Annotated in this window: 18 protein-coding genes; 13 read left to right on the forward strand and 5 right to left on the reverse strand. The window is 68.8% G+C overall.

Going from position 1 to position 19,332, the window contains the following annotated elements; translation table 11 throughout:
* Nucleotides 1–59: 59 nt before the first annotated feature.
* On the forward strand, nucleotides 60–977 hold the full coding sequence (locus FFS15_RS10220; protein ID WP_137844919.1) for a tyrosine recombinase XerC: 918 nt from the start codon (nucleotides 60–62) through the stop codon (nucleotides 975–977).
* Between the two features lie 23 nt (nucleotides 978–1,000).
* Here FFS15_RS10220 and FFS15_RS10225 read toward each other — a convergent pair whose 3' ends face one another.
* A complete protein-coding gene (locus tag FFS15_RS10225; RefSeq protein WP_249353923.1) occupies nucleotides 1,001–1,519 on the reverse strand; it encodes a M23 family metallopeptidase in 519 nt (172 codons plus the stop codon).
* A gap of 307 nt (nucleotides 1,520–1,826) precedes the next feature.
* Between FFS15_RS10225 and rpsB the strand changes: the two genes are divergently transcribed.
* From rpsB to FFS15_RS10270, 9 genes are all read left to right on the forward strand, one after another.
* A complete protein-coding gene (gene rpsB / locus FFS15_RS10230; protein WP_249353925.1) occupies nucleotides 1,827–2,765 on the forward strand; it encodes a 30S ribosomal protein S2 in 939 nt (312 codons plus the stop codon).
* An 89-nt stretch (nucleotides 2,766–2,854) separates the two neighbouring features.
* Nucleotides 2,855–3,682, forward strand: a complete 828-nt coding sequence (gene tsf, locus FFS15_RS10235) for a translation elongation factor Ts (protein ID WP_137844920.1) — start codon at nucleotides 2,855–2,857, stop codon at nucleotides 3,680–3,682.
* Nucleotides 3,683–3,765: 83 nt separating this feature from the next.
* Nucleotides 3,766–4,485 (forward strand): UMP kinase, encoded by a 720-nt coding sequence (gene pyrH / locus FFS15_RS10240; protein ID WP_137844921.1) that lies wholly within the window; start codon nucleotides 3,766–3,768, stop codon nucleotides 4,483–4,485.
* 51 nt (nucleotides 4,486–4,536) lie between these two features.
* Nucleotides 4,537–5,091, forward strand: coding sequence for a ribosome recycling factor (frr, locus tag FFS15_RS10245; RefSeq protein WP_137844922.1), 555 nt, complete (start codon nucleotides 4,537–4,539; stop codon nucleotides 5,089–5,091).
* A 9-nt stretch (nucleotides 5,092–5,100) separates the two neighbouring features.
* On the forward strand, nucleotides 5,101–6,150 hold the full coding sequence (locus FFS15_RS10250) for a phosphatidate cytidylyltransferase (protein ID WP_137844923.1): 1,050 nt from the start codon (nucleotides 5,101–5,103) through the stop codon (nucleotides 6,148–6,150).
* Complete coding sequence (locus FFS15_RS10255; protein WP_137844942.1) at nucleotides 6,150–6,710, forward strand: DivIVA domain-containing protein; 561 nt, start codon at nucleotides 6,150–6,152, stop codon at nucleotides 6,708–6,710. The genes FFS15_RS10250 and FFS15_RS10255 overlap by 1 nt, the downstream gene beginning before the upstream one ends.
* 121 nt (nucleotides 6,711–6,831) lie before the next feature.
* Complete coding sequence (locus FFS15_RS10260; protein ID WP_249353935.1) at nucleotides 6,832–7,512, forward strand: lytic transglycosylase domain-containing protein; 681 nt, start codon at nucleotides 6,832–6,834, stop codon at nucleotides 7,510–7,512.
* A 4-nt stretch (nucleotides 7,513–7,516) separates the two neighbouring features.
* Nucleotides 7,517–7,801, forward strand: a complete 285-nt coding sequence (locus tag FFS15_RS10265; RefSeq protein ID WP_137844924.1) for a hypothetical protein — start codon at nucleotides 7,517–7,519, stop codon at nucleotides 7,799–7,801.
* 1 nt (nucleotide 7,802) lies between these two features.
* Nucleotides 7,803–8,531: an alpha/beta fold hydrolase gene (locus tag FFS15_RS10270; protein WP_137844925.1), complete on the forward strand. Its 729-nt coding sequence runs from the start codon at nucleotides 7,803–7,805 to the stop codon at nucleotides 8,529–8,531.
* 28 nt (nucleotides 8,532–8,559) lie between these two features.
* Here FFS15_RS10270 and FFS15_RS10275 read toward each other — a convergent pair whose 3' ends face one another.
* Nucleotides 8,560–9,618: an AI-2E family transporter gene (locus tag FFS15_RS10275; protein WP_137844926.1), complete on the reverse strand. Its 1,059-nt coding sequence runs from the start codon at nucleotides 9,616–9,618 to the stop codon at nucleotides 8,560–8,562.
* 179 nt (nucleotides 9,619–9,797) lie between these two features.
* Here FFS15_RS10275 and FFS15_RS10280 point away from each other — a divergent pair, with 179 nt between their 5' ends.
* Complete coding sequence (locus FFS15_RS10280; RefSeq protein ID WP_137844927.1) at nucleotides 9,798–11,666, forward strand: glycosyl transferase; 1,869 nt, start codon at nucleotides 9,798–9,800, stop codon at nucleotides 11,664–11,666.
* The gene (locus FFS15_RS10285) at nucleotides 11,663–12,601 is read left to right on the forward strand and encodes a tetratricopeptide repeat protein (RefSeq protein WP_137844928.1); all 939 of its coding nucleotides are present in this window, start codon (nucleotides 11,663–11,665) and stop codon (nucleotides 12,599–12,601) included. Before FFS15_RS10280 ends, FFS15_RS10285 begins: the two co-directional genes overlap by 4 nt.
* Before the next feature lie 3 nt (nucleotides 12,602–12,604).
* Here FFS15_RS10285 and glgB read toward each other — a convergent pair whose 3' ends face one another.
* From glgB to glgX, 3 genes are all read right to left on the reverse strand, one after another.
* The gene (gene glgB, locus FFS15_RS10290; RefSeq protein WP_137844929.1) at nucleotides 12,605–14,782 is read right to left on the reverse strand and encodes a 1,4-alpha-glucan branching protein GlgB; all 2,178 of its coding nucleotides are present in this window, start codon (nucleotides 14,780–14,782) and stop codon (nucleotides 12,605–12,607) included.
* Entirely contained in the window at nucleotides 14,779–16,863 is a 2,085-nt protein-coding gene (locus tag FFS15_RS10295; RefSeq protein ID WP_171013159.1) for an alpha-1,4-glucan--maltose-1-phosphate maltosyltransferase, read from the reverse strand. The genes glgB and FFS15_RS10295 overlap by 4 nt, the downstream gene beginning before the upstream one ends.
* A 71-nt stretch (nucleotides 16,864–16,934) precedes the next feature.
* Nucleotides 16,935–19,022 carry a glycogen debranching protein GlgX gene (gene glgX, locus FFS15_RS10300; protein ID WP_137844930.1) on the reverse strand — a complete coding sequence of 696 codons (2,088 nt, stop codon included), beginning with the start codon at nucleotides 19,020–19,022 and terminating at the stop codon, nucleotides 16,935–16,937.
* Between the two features lie 57 nt (nucleotides 19,023–19,079).
* Here glgX and FFS15_RS10305 point away from each other — a divergent pair.
* The coding region (locus FFS15_RS10305; protein WP_137844945.1) for an aminotransferase class V-fold PLP-dependent enzyme at nucleotides 19,080–19,332 on the forward strand (253 nt) is incomplete at its 3' end.

The raw sequence follows: 19,332 nt of genomic DNA on the forward strand, positions 1-19,332 counted from the left end.
TTCCGTCCATCCCGGGGCGGGAACCCCGCCACAGCTGCGGCGCGCGCCATGCTGGTCGGGTGCGGATCGACGAAGCGGCGGATGCCTATGCGACACACCTCGCGCGGGTGCGTCGGCTGTCGCCCGCGACCGTCCGCGCCTATCGGTCGGATCTCGCCGATCTCTCCGCCAGTGCGGAAGCCGTCTCACTCGAGGGGATCGGCCTCGAAGAGCTGCGCGAGTGGCTCTGGCAGGCGACCCGCCGGGGTGACGCGCGGTCGACGATCGCCCGACGCACGGCGGCGGCACGAGGCTTCTTCTCGTGGGCCCACGAACACGGCATGATCGGCGAGGATCCCGGCATCCGCCTCGTCGCTCCCAAGCGCGGTCGGACACTCCCGCGGGTGGCGACTGCGCCGATCCTCGCACGCGTTCTGGACGAGATGTCCGCCGCAGCCGCCGAGGGTGACCCGATCGCTCTGCGCGACCACGCTCTGCTGGAGACCCTCTATGGATCGGCCGTTCGCGTCTCCGAGGTTTGCGGACTCGACCTCTCCGATCTCGATCTCGACCGTCGGACGGCCCGTGTGCTCGGAAAGGGTTCGAAGGAGCGAGTCGTCCCGTTCGGCGCGCCCGCCGTGCGAGCGCTCGATGCGTATCTCGTGCGCGGGCGTCCGGTGCTGCGCTCCCGGGCGGACCCTTCGCGGAGCGAGCGGTCCGCGACGAACGCGGTGTTCCTCGGCGTCCGAGGCGGGCGGATGGGTGCCCGCTCCGCGTACGATGTCGTCGCGAACGTGCTCCGACCGGAGTTGGGGGGCGCGGCCGGCCCTCACGCACTGCGCCACTCGGCGGCGACGCACCTCCTCGACGGCGGTGCGGATCTTCGCGCGGTTCAGGAGATCCTCGGGCACGCGAGCCTCGGCACCACGCAGATCTACACGCACGTCTCGAGCGAGCGTCTCGCGGCGACGTATCGTCTGGCACACCCGCGGGCGTAGGCGGCCCGGACTGGCCGCCGGGCTCAGCAGCAGGGGAGCAGGATCGCGCGCGGGACACCGCCGAGCAGCATGAGGGGGTTGACGTACTCGCCGTGCAGCCGCACTCCGAAGTGCAGCGTGCCGGGCGGTGCATGCCCGCCGAGAGACAGCGTGCCGACGATCGCGCTGCGGCCGACCGCGGTGCCGGGTGCGAGATCAGGGGCGACGGGCTCGAGCGTCGTCACCCATCCGTCGCCGTGGTCGATGGTCACGACGCCCCGACCGGCCACCTGGCCGGCGAAGGCGACGACTCCTGCCGCCGGCGCCCGCACCGCGTCGCTTCCGATGGCGCGGAGGTCGATGCCTCGGTGGCCGGCGCCGTAGCGGTGCGGGGGAGCGACGAAGGGAGCGTCCAGCCGCGCGTCGTCGAGCGGCCAGATCCAATCCGAGTGGGAGCCCAGGTCGCCGGCCGTCGCGTCGGCACGGGCGACGGCCGGCACCTCCGCCGATCCCACCACGATCGCGATCAGGGCCATCGCCGCGAGGACCCTGGACACCGTCATCACCTGATCGTCGCGCGTTCTCGCGTCGGAGCCCGCGTCCTGGGCGCATCGGTGGAGAGCGAGCCGTTCTCGTCGGGCTGGGGAGGAGACGTGCCCTGATACACTGGGACCCGCACCTCGCTCGTCGGGGTGACTCCGCGTGCCCAGTGCGCGGCGGTGGTCCGCAGGACCCCGCCGCGCGGCATCCACTCCCAACGGTCCCACAGAACTTCTGTGGGCGGGCGTGCGCCGGGCACCAGGCTCGTCGGCCATCCGCCGACGCGAACAACCGAAAGCGGCGCGAGAGCGCCAGAACAGGAGAACGGCCATGGCCGTCGTCACCATTCGCCAGCTGCTCGACAGCGGCGTCCACTTCGGGCACCAGACCCGCCGGTGGAACCCGAAAGTCAAGCGCTTCATCCTGACCGAGCGCAGCGGCATCCACATCATCGACCTGCAGCAGTCGCTCGCCTACATCGACAAGGCGTACGAGTTCGTCAAGGAGACGGTCGCCCACGGCGGCACCATCCTCTTCGTCGGAACGAAGAAGCAGGCGCAGGAGATCATCGCCGAGCAGGCGACGCGTGTCGGCCAGCCGTACGTGAACCAGCGCTGGCTCGGTGGCCTCCTCACGAACTTCTCGACGGTGTCCAAGCGCCTCGCCCGCATGAAGGAGCTCGAAGAGCTCGACTTCGAGGATCCGGCGTCGACCGGCTTCACCAAGAAGGAGCTCCTGCTCAAGAAGCGCGAGCTCGACAAGCTGCACAAGTCGCTCGGCGGCATCCGCAACCTCCAGAAGACGCCTTCGGCGATCTGGGTCGTCGACGCCAAGCGCGAGCACCTCGCGATCAACGAGGCCGCCAAGCTCGGCATCCCCGTGATCGGCATCCTCGACACGAACGCCGACCCGGACGAGTTCCAGTACCCGATCCCCGGCAACGACGACGCGATCCGCTCGGTGAGCCTGCTCACCCGCGTCATCGCCGACGCCGCGGCCGAGGGCCTCATCCAGCGTCACCAGCCCACCGACGAGTCGGCGGACGCCGAGCCGCTCGCTGACTGGGAGCGCGAGCTTCTCGAGCAGGGCGCTGCCGCCGAGGTCGCCGAAGCGGTCGTCGAGGCCGTCCTCGAGGCTGAGGCGGAGGCCGGTGTCGAGGTTCTCGAGATCGACGTGGTCGAGGTCGTCACCGAGACCGCCGACGGCATCGAGGTCGAGGTCGTCGAGGTGGACGTCGTCGAGGCGCCCGCCGAGAAGTCGGCCGAGTAGTCCCTCACCCCCTTTTCGCCCGGCGCCGCACCACCGTGCCGGCGCCGGGCACCCACGACAACTCATCACTACCAAGGAGCCGCCACACCATGGCAAACTTCACGATCGCCGACATCAAGGCGCTGCGTGACCAGCTCGGCACGGGCATGGTCGACACGAAGAAGGCGCTCGAAGAGGCCGACGGAGACGTCGAGAAGGCCGTCGAGATCCTCCGTCTGAAGGGTGCGAAGGGCAACGCCAAGCGCGCTGACCGTTCCACGAGCGAGGGCCTGGTCGCCGCGCGCGAGCAGGACGGCAAGGTCACTCTGATCGAGCTCGCGTGCGAGACCGACTTCGTCGCGAAGAACGAGCGCTTCATCGCGCTGGCAGACAAGGTCGCCGATGCGGCGGCCGCCGTCGCCGCCGACTCCGTCGAGGCTGCACTCGCTGCCGCCGCGGGTTCGCAGACCGTCGCAGCGCTCATCGACGACGAGGCCGCGATCATCGGCGAGAAGGTGGAGCTCCGCCGCGTGCGCACCCTCTCGGGCGACAAGTTCGAGGTCTACCTGCACAAGACCAGCAAGGACCTGCCCCCGCAGGTCGGTGTCGTGCTGGCGTACTCGGGTGACGACGCCGAGACGGCTCGCAGCCTCGCGCAGCACATCTCGTTCGCCAACCCCTCCTACCTGACGCGCGACGAGGTCCCCGAGGCCGAGGTCGAGAAGGAGCGCGAGATCGTCACCGAGATCTCACGCAACGAGGGCAAGCCCGAGGCTGCCCTGCCGAAGATCGTCGAAGGCCGCGTGAACGCGTTCTTCAAGCAGGTCTCCCTCCTCGACCAGGACTACGCGAAGGACAACAAGCTGTCCGTCGCCCAGGTCGCCAAGGACGCGGGCCTGACCCTCACGGGCTTCGCCCGCTTCAAGGTCGGCGCGTAACACCTCGAGAAGGCCCGCATCGGATTCCGGTGCGGGCCTTTTCTCATGCCCTTCGGTAGTTTGTCGTCAACGAGAGGATCGTCGTGATCAATGAGACCACCGGGCGCCGTCGCGTCCTCCTGAAGCTGTCGGGTGAGGCGTTCGGCGGAGGCCAGCTCGGCGTCAACCCCGACGTGGTCAGCCAGATGGCCCGCGAGATCGCCGCCGCTGTGGACCGCGTCGAGATCGCCGTCGTCGTGGGAGGCGGCAACTTCTTCCGCGGTGCCGAGCTCAGCCAGCGCGGCATGGACCGCGGTCGCGCCGACTACATGGGCATGCTCGGTACGGTCATGAACGCCCTGGCCCTGCAGGACTTCCTCGAGCAGGCGGGTGCCGCGACGCGCGTGCAGTCGGCCATCTCGATGACGCAGGTCGCCGAGCCCTACATCCCGCGGCGGGCCGAGCGCCACATGGAGAAGGGCCGCGTGGTCATCTTCGGCGCCGGCGCGGGGCTGCCGTACTTCTCCACCGACACCGTGGCTGCCCAGCGCGCGCTCGAGATCGACGCGCAGGAGGTGCTCGTCGCCAAGAACGGCGTGGACGGCGTGTACACCGCCGATCCCAACAAGGATCCCTCGGCGACCAAGATCGATCGCATCACCTACCTCGACGCCCTGCAGCGCGGGCTCAAGGTGGTCGACTCGACGGCGTTCAGCCTCTGCATGGACAATCGCATGGACATGCGCGTGTTCGGCATGGAGCCGGCCGGCAACGTCACGCGGGCGCTTCTGGGCGAACCGATCGGCACGCTGGTCACGGCTTGACCGGGTCACCCCCGATAGACTTGCCCACGCCCCATCTATGAAGGAGACACTGTGATCTCGGACGTCTTGGCCGATGCCGGAGCGCGCATGGACCGCGCCGTCGAGGCTGCGAAGGAGGACTTCGCGACGGTTCGCACGGGACGAGCGAACCCCCAGCTGTTCCAGAAGATCCCGGTGGACTACTACGGCACTCCGACGCCGCTCGCGCAACTCGCGTCGATCAACAGCCCCGAGGCCCGCTCGCTGATCATCACGCCGTACGACAAGTCGGCTCTCAAGGCCATCGAGCAGGCGATCCGCGATATCCCGAACCTCGGTGTCAACCCGACGAACGACGGCAATCTCGTCCGCATCACGATGCCCGAACTCACCGAGGAACGGCGCAAGGAGTACGTCAAGCTCGTCCGTTCGAAGGGCGAGGACCACAAGGTCCACCTCCGCGGCATCCGTCGCAAGTCCAAGGACGAGCTGGACGGACTCAAGAGCGATGTCGGCGAGGACGAGCTGGCCCGTGCGGAGAAGGAGCTCGATGCGCTCACGCGCGCACACGTCGACGCGATCGACGACGCGCTCAAGCGCAAAGAGACCGAGCTCCTCGAAGTCTGAGGCTCCGATATGACCGATGCGTCTGGGCAGGACCCGGGGGAGGCCGACCAGCCCGACGTTCCGCTGACCCGGCGCGATGCCGCTGAAGCGCGTCGCTCGGTGCCTGCGGCCGCGGAGCCGACGGCGGCCTTCCAGGCCCACGTCCGCGCCGCCCGCAGTGAGTTCGAGAGCCAGGTCGCGCACGCTCGTGCCGAGTTCGAGGAGGCGAACGAGCGTATCAAGGAGCGCACCGGACGAGACCTCCTCCTCGCGACGGTCATCGGACTGGCGATCGGCGCTGTGCTGATCCTCTCTCTCATCTTCGTGAAGTGGGCGTTCGTCGTCTTCGCGCTCGGAGCGGCGCTTCTCGGAATCTTCGAGTTCTCGCGGGCGCTCGTCGCGTCCGGGCGGCGCGTGGATCTCGTTCCTCAGCTCGTCGTCGCGACCGGGCTCATCCTGACCGCGGCGTTCCTGGATCTGTGGCTGCACTGGGTCGCGCTCTTCGTCGCCGTCGCGTTCGTGGTCGTCTGGCGACTCGTCGCACAGATGGCGGCGCATGACGCGCGCCGGTACGGCGATGTGCTCTCCGATGTTCTCGTGGCCTCGCTGATCCAGCTCTACGTCGCCTTCCTCGCCAGCATGTGCGTGGTCCTCCTGCGCCAGGACGGCGGCGAATGGTGGGTGCTCGCCTTCATCATCGTCGCCGTCGCCTCGGACACGGGCGCCTACGCTGCCGGCATCATGTTCGGGCGGCACCCGATGGCCCCCAGGATCAGTCCGAAGAAGACGTGGGAGGGCTTCGCCGGCGCCGTGGTGGCAGCGATGATCGCGGGCGTTCTGCTCGGTCTCTTCATGCTCGGCATCCCGTGGTGGACGGGCGTGATCTTCGGAATCGTGATCCTGGTCACGGCGACCGCCGGCGACCTGGGAGAATCGATGATCAAGCGCGATCTCGGCATCAAGGACATGAGCTCCTGGCTGCCGGGCCACGGCGGCGTGCTGGATCGCCTCGATTCGATCCTTCCCTCGGCCACTGGCGCGCTCGCCTTGTATTACCTCTTCACCCCCCTGGTGGCATGATGACGACGACCGACACGGCCCCGGCCGGGTTCCCTGAGACGCGCGGACGCGAGAAAGGGTACGAGAAGAAGGCTGTCGACAACTTCCTCACGCGAGCCCGCGTCGCCTTCGAAGCGGATGCCGAGCCGCTGACTGCCGCCGAGGTGCGGGCTGTCGCGTTCCCCCTGGTGCGGCACGGTTACACCATCGCGTCGGTCGACGCAGCGCTCGGCCGCATCGAAGACGCCTTCGCCGCGCGCGAACGCGAGGCGGCGCTGTCGCAGCGCGGCGCACGCGCGTGGGTCGGACAGACACGTGAGACGGCCCAGGTCGTGCTCGATCGGCTCGCGCGCCCGCGCAAACACCGCTTCGATCGGGTGAGCGCCCTCCGCTACGGCTACCGCGTCGCGGAGGTCGATCTCGTCGCCGACAAGATCGCGAAGTACCTCGAGACGGGCGACAGCATCACCGTCGAACAGGTGCGCAGTGTGGCTTTCCGCATGGACCGCCGTGGCTACCGCGAGTCGCAGGTCGACGCCGTCCTCGACGCCGTCATCGAGGTGATGCTCGCGGTCCGCTGAGGCCGCGACTCCTCCCTCCGTGCGGCTCAGATGGCATGCTCAGGCGAGGGTCGCTAGACTCGGGGGCACTGTGACTTCCGGAAACGAGCTGATCCCCACACGCCGCGCGCGTCGCCAGGATGTGGCGACCGTCGCCGAGACGGTCCCTCAGACACCCCGTCATCCCGCCCCCGCGGCGCCCCGCTGGTCTCGCCGCAGAGGCGTCATGGGCGTGTTCGCGGCGTTCGCAGTAGTCGGATTCGCAGCGGCGTACATCGGCCCGACGGGCGCCGCGATCGCCGAAGCGAACGCCGACGATGCCACGATCTCGCTGTATGCGAGCTCGATCGACGACATCCAGACGCGCGCCGTCGACGCCGAGGCCGTCGCCGAGGCGCCCGTCCTCGAGCGCGAGGGCTACACGGTGTACGTCAAGCCGAAGCCGAAGCCCAAGCCTGCACCGGTTGCGGCGAGCACCGGCGGATCGTCGGGATGGAGCCCGCCCTTCGTGACGCCCGATCCCGGAAGCGCCCAGGCGATCGCGTACGACATGGTGAAGGCTCGGGGCTGGGGCGACGATGAGTTCGCGTGCCTCGTGGCGCTGTGGAACAAGGAATCAGGGTGGCGCGTCAACGCCTACAACGCCTCGAGCGGCGCCTACGGCATCCCGCAGTCGCTGCCCGGCAGCAAGATGGGCAGCGCCGGCGCGGACTGGGAGACCAACCCCGCGACGCAGATCACCTGGGGTCTCGGCTACATCGGAGGCCGCTACGGCACGCCGTGCGGCGCATGGGGACACTCGCAGAGCGTCGGCTGGTACTGATCCCATGCCGCGGTCGCACCGCCGCCGGCGCGAAGGGAGCGGCGACGACTCGTTCGATCGACTCCTGGCCGGATGGAAGCGGACCGAGATGCGGCGTGGCGTCGAATGGACGGTGCAGCCGGTGTCGGGATCGCAGTCCCAGAAGCCCTACACCTGCCCAGGCTGCGGGCGAACGATAGATCCGGGAACAGCCCATCTCGTCGCCTGGCGCGCCGACGGCGTGCTGGGCGACCGCGCCGACCTCGCCGCCCGGCGTCATTGGCACACGACCTGCTGGAAGATCGGCTGACATGGAGATCCGAGGACCGCTGCTCCTCCCCGCGCGACGCGAAGACGTCGAGTTCGAGACGCTCGACGGGTTGCGCCTCGTGGGGGAACTCGCGCAGCCGGCCGAGCGTGATCCCCTCGCCACGCTCGTGACCCTCCATCCGCTGCCGACCGCCGGCGGGTTCATGGACTCGCACATCTTCCGCAAGGCCGCGGGGCGCCTCCCTGCGCTCGCGGATCTGGCGGTGCTCCGCTTCAACACCCGCGGAACGACGTCGCCCCGCGGCACGAGCGAGGGCGCATTCGACGGGGGACGCGCCGAGGCTTTCGACGTCGCCGCCGCAGTGGATTTCGCACGGGAGCGCGGGCTTCCGCGCCCCTGGCTCGTCGGCTGGTCGTTCGGGACCGAACTCGCTCTGAAGTACGGCCGCGACCACGACGTCGAGGGCATCATCCTGCTCTCGCCACCGCTGCACCGTGCCAAGCCCGCAGAGGTGGCGGCCTGGGCGGGGGATGAGCGACCGGTGATCGTCCTCATTCCCGAGTTCGACGACTATCTCCGACCGGACGAAGCGGCCGAGCGCTTCGCAAGCGTGCCGCACGCGACCCTCGTGCCCGTCGAGGGCGGGAAGCATCTGTGGGTCGGCGAGAATCAGACCCGCCGCGTGCTCACAGAGATCGTCGCCGCGGTCAACCCCGACGCGCTGCCGCTGCCCACGATCTGGACAGGGCCGGGCGAAGACGAGGGCTGACGCGACCGCCGCCCGGCGTCAGCATCCGCTATCGCTCGTTCTGCCGGGGGATCACGACCTGGCGGTAGATGATCAGTACGCTCGCGGCCACCGGGATCGCGACGAGCGCGCCGAGGAGCCCCAGCAGCGATCCACCTGCGAGGGCGGCGATCACGACCACCGCACCGGGAACGGCGACGGCGCGGCCCATGATGCGCGGGGAGATCACGTAGGCCTCGATCTGCATGTAGATCAGGTAGTAGATGGCGGCGATGAGCGCGGTCGTGGGAGACCCGAGGCCGGGGATGAGGCACGTGAGCACGATGATCGTCGAGCCGGTGAGCGTGCCCACCAGCGGGATGAGCGAGAAGAAGAACGCGATGACGGCGAGCACCGCGGGGAATGGCGCGTCGATGATGGTGAGGAAGATCGCGCTGAGGACACCGTTGATCACACCGAGGCTGAGTTGCCCGATGACGTAGTAGCCGACCGAGTCGGTGATCTGCTCACCGAGGTCGATGAAGCGCTCGCGCTTGGAAGCGGGGACGAGTTGGTAGACGGCGCGCTTGAGGCTCGGCGTCGACGCCGTGAAGTAGATCGTCAGGATCAGCACGATGAAGGCGCCGGCGAACCCGCCGAGGATCGCCCCGCCGATGGCGATGAGGCCGCCGCCGATCGCGCCGTAGTCGAGCGAGGCGATCCATTCCTGAACGTACTGGAACACCTCGTCGACCTGCAGCTGCGGGAACTGCGCCGTCATCCAGTCGCGCAGCTCGGAGATCGGATCCCATTCACCGCCTTCGACGAGTTCCTGGATGGCTTCGACCAGCTGCGAGATCTGCTGCACGATGATGGGGATCACCATCAAGATGATCCCGGCGAAGGCCGCGAGGACCGCGAGGATCGTGATGAGCACCGCCGCCCAGCGGGGGAGCTTGCGCCGTTCGAGCCACGCGACGACGGGGTCGAGGCCGAGCGAGAGGAACAGCGCCGTGCCGACGTAAAGCAGAATCGTCGAGAGGGTCTGGATGCTGCCGATGAGCAGCAGTCCCAAGCCCACGCCCAGGGTTCCGACGAACGCCACCCGGAAGGGATTGTGCACCTTCATCCTGCTTCCCTCCTCCCGGCTGCGACCGCCGCGCATCCCGTTCCGTCAGGATACGCACACAAGGCGCTCAGGGACGGCAATGGCCCCTCCCGGGCGCCTCCCAGGTCGTATTCGCTAGTCTGAAATGTCGAGTCGAGGGTCTGTCTCCGTCTGAACTGGCCCCGGAAAGGTGTTTCTTCGTGCGTTTCGTATGGGCCGTAGCGGCGTTCGTCCTCGCTGCCCTGATGATCGGCGCGGGCATCGCCCAGCGGACCGTCTTCCAGGGACCCGACACCGAGACAGCCTCGATCTCGGTCGAGGAGGATGCTCCTTACCTCCTCATCGACGGCGCCGTTCTGAATCAGCTCCCCGGCTCGCAGACGCTGCGCGCACACGGCGAGGGCGACATCTTCGCCGCGTACGGTCGCACCGCAGACCTCGAGGCCTGGCTGTCGGACACCACGTACAACGCAGCTTCCGTGAATGCGGATGGCGAGATCACGACGATTCTGGTCGAGCCCGCCGCGCCGGAGGTGTCCGCGCCTGTCGAGGGCGGCGAAGCGATCGAGGGCGCTGACGGGGCGGTTGCCGCGCCGGCCACACCCGAGACCGAAGAGGATGTGGCCGTCGCCCTGCGCAGCCCCATCGGCTCCGACCTCTGGCTGGACGAATTCCAGCAGGCCGATCTTCTGATCGCCCCGCTCCAGCTCCCCGCTGAGATGAGCGTCCTCGTCGCCGCGGACGGCACCCTGCCGGCGCCCGCGAGCGTCTCGGTCTCCTGGCCGCTCGCGAACCCGACCCCGTGGGCAGGCCCGCTGATCGTCCTCGGCGGCATCCTGATGGCTGTGGGCGTGTATCTCTATATCCTCGGCATCCGTCACGCCCGCCGATCCCGCGGTCCTCGCCGCAAGGGCCTCCCGCTGCCCGTCACCGAGCCCATCGATCTCGGCGCCATCGACTCCGCGGACAAGGGCGTCATCAGCTCGGGCACGCCGACACGCCGCTCTGTGTCGGCCGGCCGCCGCGCGTTCGCGGTGATCCCTGCTGTCGCCGTCTCGGCGCTGTTGTTCACCGGCTGCGCGCCCGACGCCTGGCCCGAGCTCGGCGGCACGCCGACTCCGACTCCGACGGCGACGATCATCGCCCAGGAGGATCAGCAGGCTCCCGCCGTCACGAAGACCCAGGCCGAGCGGATTCTGGCGCGCATCGCGACCACGGTCGCCGAAGCCGACGAGGCGCGCGACCCCGATCTGGCCGCGACACGGCTCAGCGGCGCGGCGCTGGCGGCGCGCGAGACCAACTACACGCTCCGCGGCGCGATCGCCGACTATGCGGCGCCTGCCGCGATTCCGACCAAGCCGCTGGAGCTCGTGCTGCCGCAGGCCTACGACGGCTGGCCTCGTTCGGTGGTGACCGTCGTCGACGACGAAGACTCGAACACGTCGAGCATCATGGTCCTGACGCAGGACGACGCCTGGTCGGACTACAAGCTCTCCTACGTCGCGAGTCTCGAGGCGTCGACCCTCATGCCCGATCTCGCGCCGGAGTACATCGGAGCCCCGCAGGTGCAGCCTGATTCCCCCTTCCTCGTGATGGCGCCCGAAGAGGTCGCAGCAGCCTATGCGGACATCATCAACAACGGTGAGGACAGCGAGTACTACGGCATGTTCGAAGCCGAGGGAGACCAGTTCCGCGAGAGCGTCGCCGCCGACCGTCAGCGCCGGCTGGACGCCTTCAACGAGACCGGCGACAAGACCGCCGACCTCACCTTCTCGGCGGCCGTGGGCGAGAATGCGCCGTTCGCCATCGCCACGGTCGAAAGCGGGGCGATCGTCGCGGTGAACGTCAACGAGACCGACACGGCGAAGCCGACCAACGCCGACGCCGTCATCATCCTGAAGGACAGCCCGACGGTCAAGACGCTCACGGGCGCCGACCAGTCGGCGACGGGCATCGAGACGACGTTCAGCGACCAGCTCTTCTTCTATGTCCCCGGCCAGAGCTCGAATGAGAAGATCCGGCTTCTCGGCTACTCCTCCGACATCCTCGACGCACAGGTGATCAAGTGACCGATGCTTCCCCGAGCGCCGCGCTGCGCGGCGCGGTGGATCTCTCCGCCCTCCGCAACCGACGAGCGCCCACCGGAGACGCCCCGGTGGCAGCTGCGGTCGGGTCGGTCGCCTCGCTGGTGATGGACGTCACCGATGACACGTTCCCGCAGCTGCTCGAGCTCTCGCGGACGGTCCCTGTCGTCGTCGACCTCTGGGCCGAGTGGTGCGGACCCTGCAAGCAGCTCAGCCCTGTGCTCGAGAAGGTCGTCACGGAGCTCGACGGGCGTGTGGTGCTTGCGAAGGTCGACGTCGACGCGAACCCGCAGCTGCAGCAGGCGTTCCGTGCGCAGTCCATCCCCATGGTCGTGGCGCTGCTCGCCGGGCAGCCCGTTCCGATGTTCACCGGCGCGGTGCCCGAGCAGCAGGTGCGCGAGGTCTTCGCCCAGCTGCTTCAGCTGGCCGCACAGCACGGCGTCACCGGAACGCTCGACGTGACGGGGGATGCCGGTGCCGAGGCCCCGGTGCCTTCTGAGCCGCCCCTGCCCCCGTTGCACGCCGAGGCGTTCGCGGCGATCGAGGAGGGCGACTACGCCCGCGCGATCGCGGCGTACGAGAAGGCTCTCGCCGAGAACCCGCGCGACGCCGACGCGAAGGCCGGGCTCGGCCAGGTGCGCCTGCTTGATCGCATCCAGGGCGCCGATCTGCAGGCGGCGCGCGACGCGGCGGCCGCCGGGCCGGCCGACGTCGCCGCGCAGTTCGCCGTCGCCGATCTCGATCTCGCAGGCGGCCACGTCGAGGACGCCTACGAGCGACTGCTCGACCTGTTCGCGGCACTCCCCGCAGACGAGCGCGCGCCGGTGCGGGAGCGTCTGCTGGAGCTGTTCGCGCTCATCGGCGACGCGGACCCGCGCGTCATCCGCGCCCGCGGGCGCCTCGCATCGCTGCTGTTCTGACGGCTACCCCCGCGTAGGCGACGGGATGTGCGCCTGCGGGTGGTGGTGAAGCCAGAGCACGCCGAGCGGTGGCAGCACCATCGTCGCGCGGCCGCCCTCGCCGGCGCTCACGACGCCGAGGTTGCCGACGCCGGAACCGCCGTAGGCCTGGGCGTCGGTGTTGAGCACTTCGTGCCACACGCCCTGTTCGGGAAGGTCGAGCTCGTAGCTGACGATCGGCACGCCTGAGAAGTTGCACACCACTGCGACGGTGTTGCCGTGCCAGTCCCTCCGGGCGAACGCGACGACGTTCGGGTTCCACGTCGGTGCGCCGAGCCGGCTGAACGCCGCGCCGTCGGCATCCCTCGCCCACAGCGCCGAGTTGTCGCGATAGACGTGGTTGAGGGTGGCGACGTAGCCCTGCAGCTGCGCGTGCGAGGGCTGGTCCAGCAGCCACCAGTCCAGCGAACGACCCTCGGACCATTCCGAGAGCTGTCCGAACTCCTGTCCCATGAACAGCAGCTGCTTGCCGGGGTGCCCCCACATGTAAGCGAGGAAGGCGCGCATGTTCGCAAGCTTCTGCCAGTGGTCTCCCGGCATCCTCGAGAAGAGGCTGCCTTTGCCGTGGACGACCTCGTCGTGGCTGATCGGGAGGATGAAGTTCTCACTGAACGCGTATACGAACGAGAACGACAGCTCACCCTCGTGGTGTGACCGATACATCGGATCACGCTTGATGTACTGGAGCGAGTCGTTCATCCACCCCATGTTCCATTTCAGGCCGAATCCGAGGCCCGCTCGGTTGGTGGGAGCGGTGACGCCCGGGAAGCTCGTGGACTCCTCGGCGATCATCACGATCCCGGGGTAGCGCTTGTAGGAAGTCGCGTTGACCTCTTGCAGGAAGCTGATCGCCTCGAGGTTCTCGCGTCCGCCGTGGATGTTCGGCACCCACTCGCCGTCTTCGCGCGAGTAATCGAGGTAGAGCATCGAGGCGACGGCATCCACGCGGAGCCCGTCGACGTGGAACTCCTCGAACCAGTACAGGGCGTTCGCGACGAGGAAGTTGCGCACCTCCTTGCGGCCGTAGTCGAAGATGTACGTGCCCCAGTCCTTGTGCTCGCCGCGCCGAGGGTCGGCGTGCTCGTAGAGCGCCTCGCCGTCGAAACGGGCCAGGGCGAAGTCGTCCTTCGGGAAGTGCCCCGGCACCCAGTCCATGATCACGCCGATGCCGGCCTGATGCAGGCGATCGATCAGGTACCGCAGGTCATCCGGATGCCCGAAGCGGCTGGTCGGGGCGTAGTAGCCGGTGACCTGATAGCCCCACGAGCCGCCGAAGGGGTGCTCGGCGAGCGGCATGAACTCGACGTGGGTGAAGCCCTGCGCCGTCACGTAGTCGATCAGCTGGTCGGCACCGTCGCGGTACGAGAGCCCCGGCCGCCACGACCCGAAGTGCAGCTCGTACACCGACATCGGCTGCGTACCGGGGGTGGAGTTCGCCCGACGTGACATCCACTCGCCGTCGTGCCACGCGTACGAGGTCTCCACGACGACCGAGGCGGTTGCCGGCGGCACCTCCGCGTAGCGCGCCATCGGGTCGGCCTTGACGACCCACGCACCGCGGCGCGACAGGAGCTCGAACTTGTAGGTCGCGCCCGCTGCGAGCGCGGGGACGAACAGCTCCCACACGCCGCTGCCGCCCATCGAGCGCATGGAGTGACCCTGCCCGTCCCAGCCGTTGAAGTCGCCCACCACGCGTACGGCCTGCGCGTTCGGCGCCCACACGCTGAACGATGTGCCCGTCGAGCCGTCGCTTTCGCGCACATGCGCTCCGAGCACTCGCCAGAGCTCTTCGTGGCGCCCCTCGGCGATCAGGTGCAGGTCGAGTTCGCCGACGGTCGGCAGGTGCCGGTAGGGGTCGTCGGCGACGAAGTCGGGGCCGTCGGCATAGGTCGTGACGATCTCGTAGCCGCGCGCGGCGCCGCCGCGGGTGCCCTCCCAGATGCCGTGTCGCACGTGCTCGAGCGGCACGCGGGTGCCGTCGCTGAAGACCGCGGTGACACTGGCGGCGAGGGGGCGGCGCGCACGGACGATCCACTCGCGACCGCCCTCGCCGTCGGTCGTCGGATGGATGCCGAGCACGGCGTGCGGGTCGTGGTGGGAGCCGGTGGCGACGGCATCCAGCACATGGTCCGAAATGGTCATCGAGACTCCTTGACGTGCAGGATGTGGACGGGTTCGGTGAACGCGTCGAGCATCACGTAGTTGTGATCGGACCAAGTCCAGCTGGCTCCGGTGAGAAGGTCCTCGACCTCGAAGGGCTCTCCCGGCTCGACACCCCACACCCGCGTGTCGAGGTGCACCATGGTCTGTCGCACCGAGTGCGGGTCGGTGTTGACGACGACGAGCACCGTGTCGCTGCGACCGGTGGGCGAGAGTGCCGCGTCGATGTGCTTGGCGTAGACGAGGATCGCGTCGTCATCGCTCCAGTGGATCGAGAGGTTGCGCAGCTGACGAAGCGCGGGATGCTCGCGGCGGATCTCGTTCAGTCGACGCAGGAACGGCGCGAGCGAGTCGCCGCGCTCCTCGGCGGCATCCCAATCGCGCACCTTGTACTCGTACTTCTCGTTGTCGATGTTCTCTTCCGACCCCGGGCGGGCGACGTTCTCGTAGAGCTCGTAGCCGGCGTAGACCCCGTACGTCGGCGCCGCCGTGGCGGCGAGGGCAGCGCGGATGCGGTAGGCGGGCCGCCCGCCGAACTGCAGGTACTCGGTGAGGATGTCGGGGGTGTTCACGAACAGATTGGGCCGCACGAAGTCGGCGGTCTCGGCTGCGAGGCCGACGAGGAACTCCTCGAGCTCGACCTTGGTGTTGCGCCACGTGAAGTAGGTGTAGCTCTGCTGGAATCCGGCGGAGCCCAGACTCTGCAGCGGAGCCGGACGCGTGAACGCCTCGGCGAGGAAGACCACATCGGGGTGCTCGGCATTCACCGTGGCGATGAGCCACTCCCAGAACTGGAGGGGCTTGGTGTGCGGGTTGTCGACGCGGAAGATCTTCACCCCCTGCGCGATCCAATGGCGGACCACCCGCAGCACCTCGGCGGCGATCCCCGCGGGATCGTTGTCGAAGTTGACGGGGTAGATGTCCTGATACTTCTTCGGCGGATTCTCGGCATAGGCGATCGTGCCGTCGGGGAGAGTCGTGAACCACTCGGGGTGGGCCGCGACCCACGGGTGATCCGGGGCAGCCTGGAGCGCCAGGTCGAGAGCCACTTCGATGCCCTCCGCACGCGCGGCCCGCACGAAGGCGCGGAAGTCGGCCATGGTGCCGAGATCGGGGTGCACCGCGTCGTGACCGCCCGCGGCCGAGCCGATCGCCCACGGCGATCCGGGGTCGCCGGGCCGCGGGTCGAGGGTGTTGTTGCGACCCTTGCGGTTGAGCGTGCCGATGGGGTGGATGGGCGGCAGGTAGAGCACCTCGAACCCCATGCGTGCGACGCCGGGGAGACGGCGCACCGCGGAGCGGAAGGTGCCGCTCTTGACGGTGCCGTCCTTGAATCGCCGGGCGCCCTCGGATCGGGGGAAGAATTCGTACCATGCGCCGACGCCGGCCCGCTCGCGCTCGACCAGGAGTTCGAGGTCGTCGCCGAGGGTGGTCAGCGACATGAGCGGCCGGGCCTCGAAGTACGCGGCGACAGACGGGTCGTGCACGATCGCGAGCGCCGCTGCGTCGTCCACGTCCGCATCGCGGAGGGCTGCGGCGGACTGCTCGAGGACGCGCCGCTGCGCGATGGGCCGCGACTTCTCGGCCACGGCGCGGTCGAACAGTGCCGCACCCATCTCGCGCATCAGCGCGGCATCCACTCCCGCCGCGATCTTGAGGGATGCCGCGTGCTCCCACGTGGCGAAGTCGTCGCCGAAACTCTCGAAACGGAACCGCCAGACGCCTTCCTCGAGCAGCGCGACATGCGTCTGCCAGCGGTCGAAGCCGTCGAGGAGGGCATGCAGACGGTGCAGTGAGACGTCGCCGGTGGGCGACGTCAGTCGCACCTGCACGCCGATCCTGTCGTGGCCCTCTCGGAACGAGGTGACGGTGAACGGGACGACCTCGCCGGCGAACGCCTTGGGACGGAACGCGCCCCACGGCACCGACGGCGACGGCTGCGCGAGCGGTATCCGCCGCGACACCGTCACGCGATCGGGCTGCCATTCGCGGGCTTCACGGACAGGGATGGCGGCGGCGCTTCGCCAGGGCAGGGAGCGCGCGGTGCGCGACGTCGTGACCACGGTTCGAACCTACCGCGCCGCGGGGTGCCGACGCAGGTGATCGCGCGCGCCGCGATGAACGGGTGAGCGCGTCACTCGGCGCGGAACAGGTGCATGGTGGTGCCGACGAGCGAGACGGTGTCGCCCGGCGCGAAGGTCGCCGCCGTGTCGCCGGGCTCTTCATCGGCGCTCGACCACAGCGAGACGAAGCGCGTCACGCCGTCGATCTCGGGGAGTGTGACCTCGATCGGCCGCTCATTGCCGTGGACCATGAGCAGGATGCGGTTGAACGCCTCGTGCTCGGGCGTGGAGGCTGCGACGTACTGCAACGTGCGGTGCGACGGATTCGTCCATCGGTCGATCGACATCGTCTCGCCGTTCTCGTCGTACCAATCCATGACGGATGCCGAAGGCGTGCGCTCATCGGGACGCGCGAAGCGGATCGGACGCAGCGCAGGGTTCTCCTGTCGCAGCTGGATCAGGCGCCGCACGTGCGCGGTGAGGTCCTGCTGCCAGGGCGCGTGCTCCCACGACAGCCACGTGAGGGCGGAGTCGTGGCAGTACGCGTTGTTGTTCCCGCGCTGCGTGCGCCCGAATTCGTCGCCGGCGGTGAGCATCGGGATCCCGGCCGAAAGCAGCAGCGTTCCGAGCAGGTTGCGCATGGCTTTGCGACGCGTCGCGAGGATGGCCGGGTCGTCGGTCGGCCCCTCGGCGCCGTGGTTGAACGAGCGGTTGGTGTCGGCGCCGTCGCGGTTGTGCTCGCCGTTGCCGAGGTTGTGCTTGACGTCGTAGGAGACGAGGTCCCGCAGCGTGAAGCCGTCGTGCGCGGTGACGAAGTTGACGCTCGCCAGAGGTCCTCGCTCGACGCTGAAGGTGTTCGAGGAGCCGGCGAGTCGTGTCGCGAACCCGCCGATGCCGACGGGCGCGCTCGAGGCGCGCCGCGCATAGTCGACGTCGCTCAGCCAGAAGTTGCGGACGCGGTCGCGGTAGCGGTCGTTCCATTCCTGCCAGCCGTCGCCGAAGTTGCCGGTCTGCCAGCCGCCCATGCCGACGTCCCAGGGCTCGGAGATCTTCTTGACGCCTTCCAGCGCCGGATCGTCGAGGATCGCGCGCAGCAGGGGATGCTGGGGCGTGAAGGTGTGGGCCGCGTCCCGCCCGAGGGTTGCGGCCAGATCGAAGCGGAACCCGTCGATCTGGACGTCGTCAGCCCAGTAGCGCAAGGAGTCGAGGACCAGGCGGGCCGCGGCATCCGTCGATGTGTTCACCGAATTGCCGCACCCGGTCACGTCGATGTAAGCGCCGTCGTCCTGTTGACGGTAATACGAGCGGTTGTCGATCCCGCGCAGGCTCGAACGCGGTCCGCCGATGCCCTCTTCCGACGTGTGGTTGTAGACGACGTCGAGGATCACCTCGAGACCGGCCTCGTGGAGGAGCTTCACCATGCCTTTGAACTCGCGCAGCACGGCTTCGGGGCCCTGCCTGCGGGACTCCTCGGTCGCGTACGCGGCATGTGGCGTGAAGAAGTTGAGCGAGTTGTACCCCCAGTAGTTGGCGAGGCCGTGCTGGAGGAGCCGCGGCTCGGTGACGAACGCGTGCACCGGGAGCAGTTCGATGCTCGTGATCCCGAGGCCCAGGAAATGCTCGACCATCGCCGGGTGGGCGAGTCCGGCGTACGTCCCGTGGAGAGCAGGCGGAACACCCGGATGCCGCTTCGAGAGGCCCTTGAGGTGACCTTCGTAGATGATCGTGCGGTCCATCGGAATCGCGGGCTTGGCGACGCCGCCCCAATCGAAAGAGCCGTCGACCACGACGGATCGCCAGTCGTCGAAGCCGCCGCGTACAAGGCCCCGCGAGTACGGCTCGATGAGGAGCGTGCCCTGGTTGAAGGTGTTGCCCGGAGCGTGCGGCCCGTCGACGCGGATCGCGTAGCGGGCGCCGGCGTGCAGGAGTGGTGTCGTCGCGCTCCAGACCCCTCCGCCGACCGGCGCGAGCGGCTGCGTCTCGGTGATCCAGTCGAGATCCGTGTCGTCGAAGACGACGAGGTCGATCGAGGTCGCTGAGTCGGACCACACGCGCAGCGTGCCGCCGTCTGAGGAGAGTGTCACACCGAGGGCGTCCAGGTCGGAGCTGAGGAGTCCCGCCGGCGGGGCGATCTCGGTGGTGGTCTGCGCGCTGGGCATGCGATCTACAGTAGTAACGCCGTGAGTCCGGCAGGTTACGCGAGAGCGGGGGTGGGGATGCCGGTCTACCTCGACCACGCCGCGACGACGCCGTTGCGACCTGAGGCGCGAGACGCGTGGGTCGAGGCGACGGATGCCGTCGGCAACGCGTCGTCGATCCACGGGTTCGGGCAGGCCGCCCGGCGCCTCCTCGAGGAGGCGCGCGAGCGGCTCGCAGCAGTGCTGGAGTGCGATCCCATCGAGATCGTCTTGACGTCCGGAGGCACCGAATCGGTGAATCTGGCGCTCAAGGGCCTGTGGTGGGGGAGGG

It is taken from the genome of Microbacterium sp. 2FI (assembly GCF_005502885.1).
GTDB lineage: Bacteria > Actinomycetota > Actinomycetes > Actinomycetales > Microbacteriaceae > Microbacterium.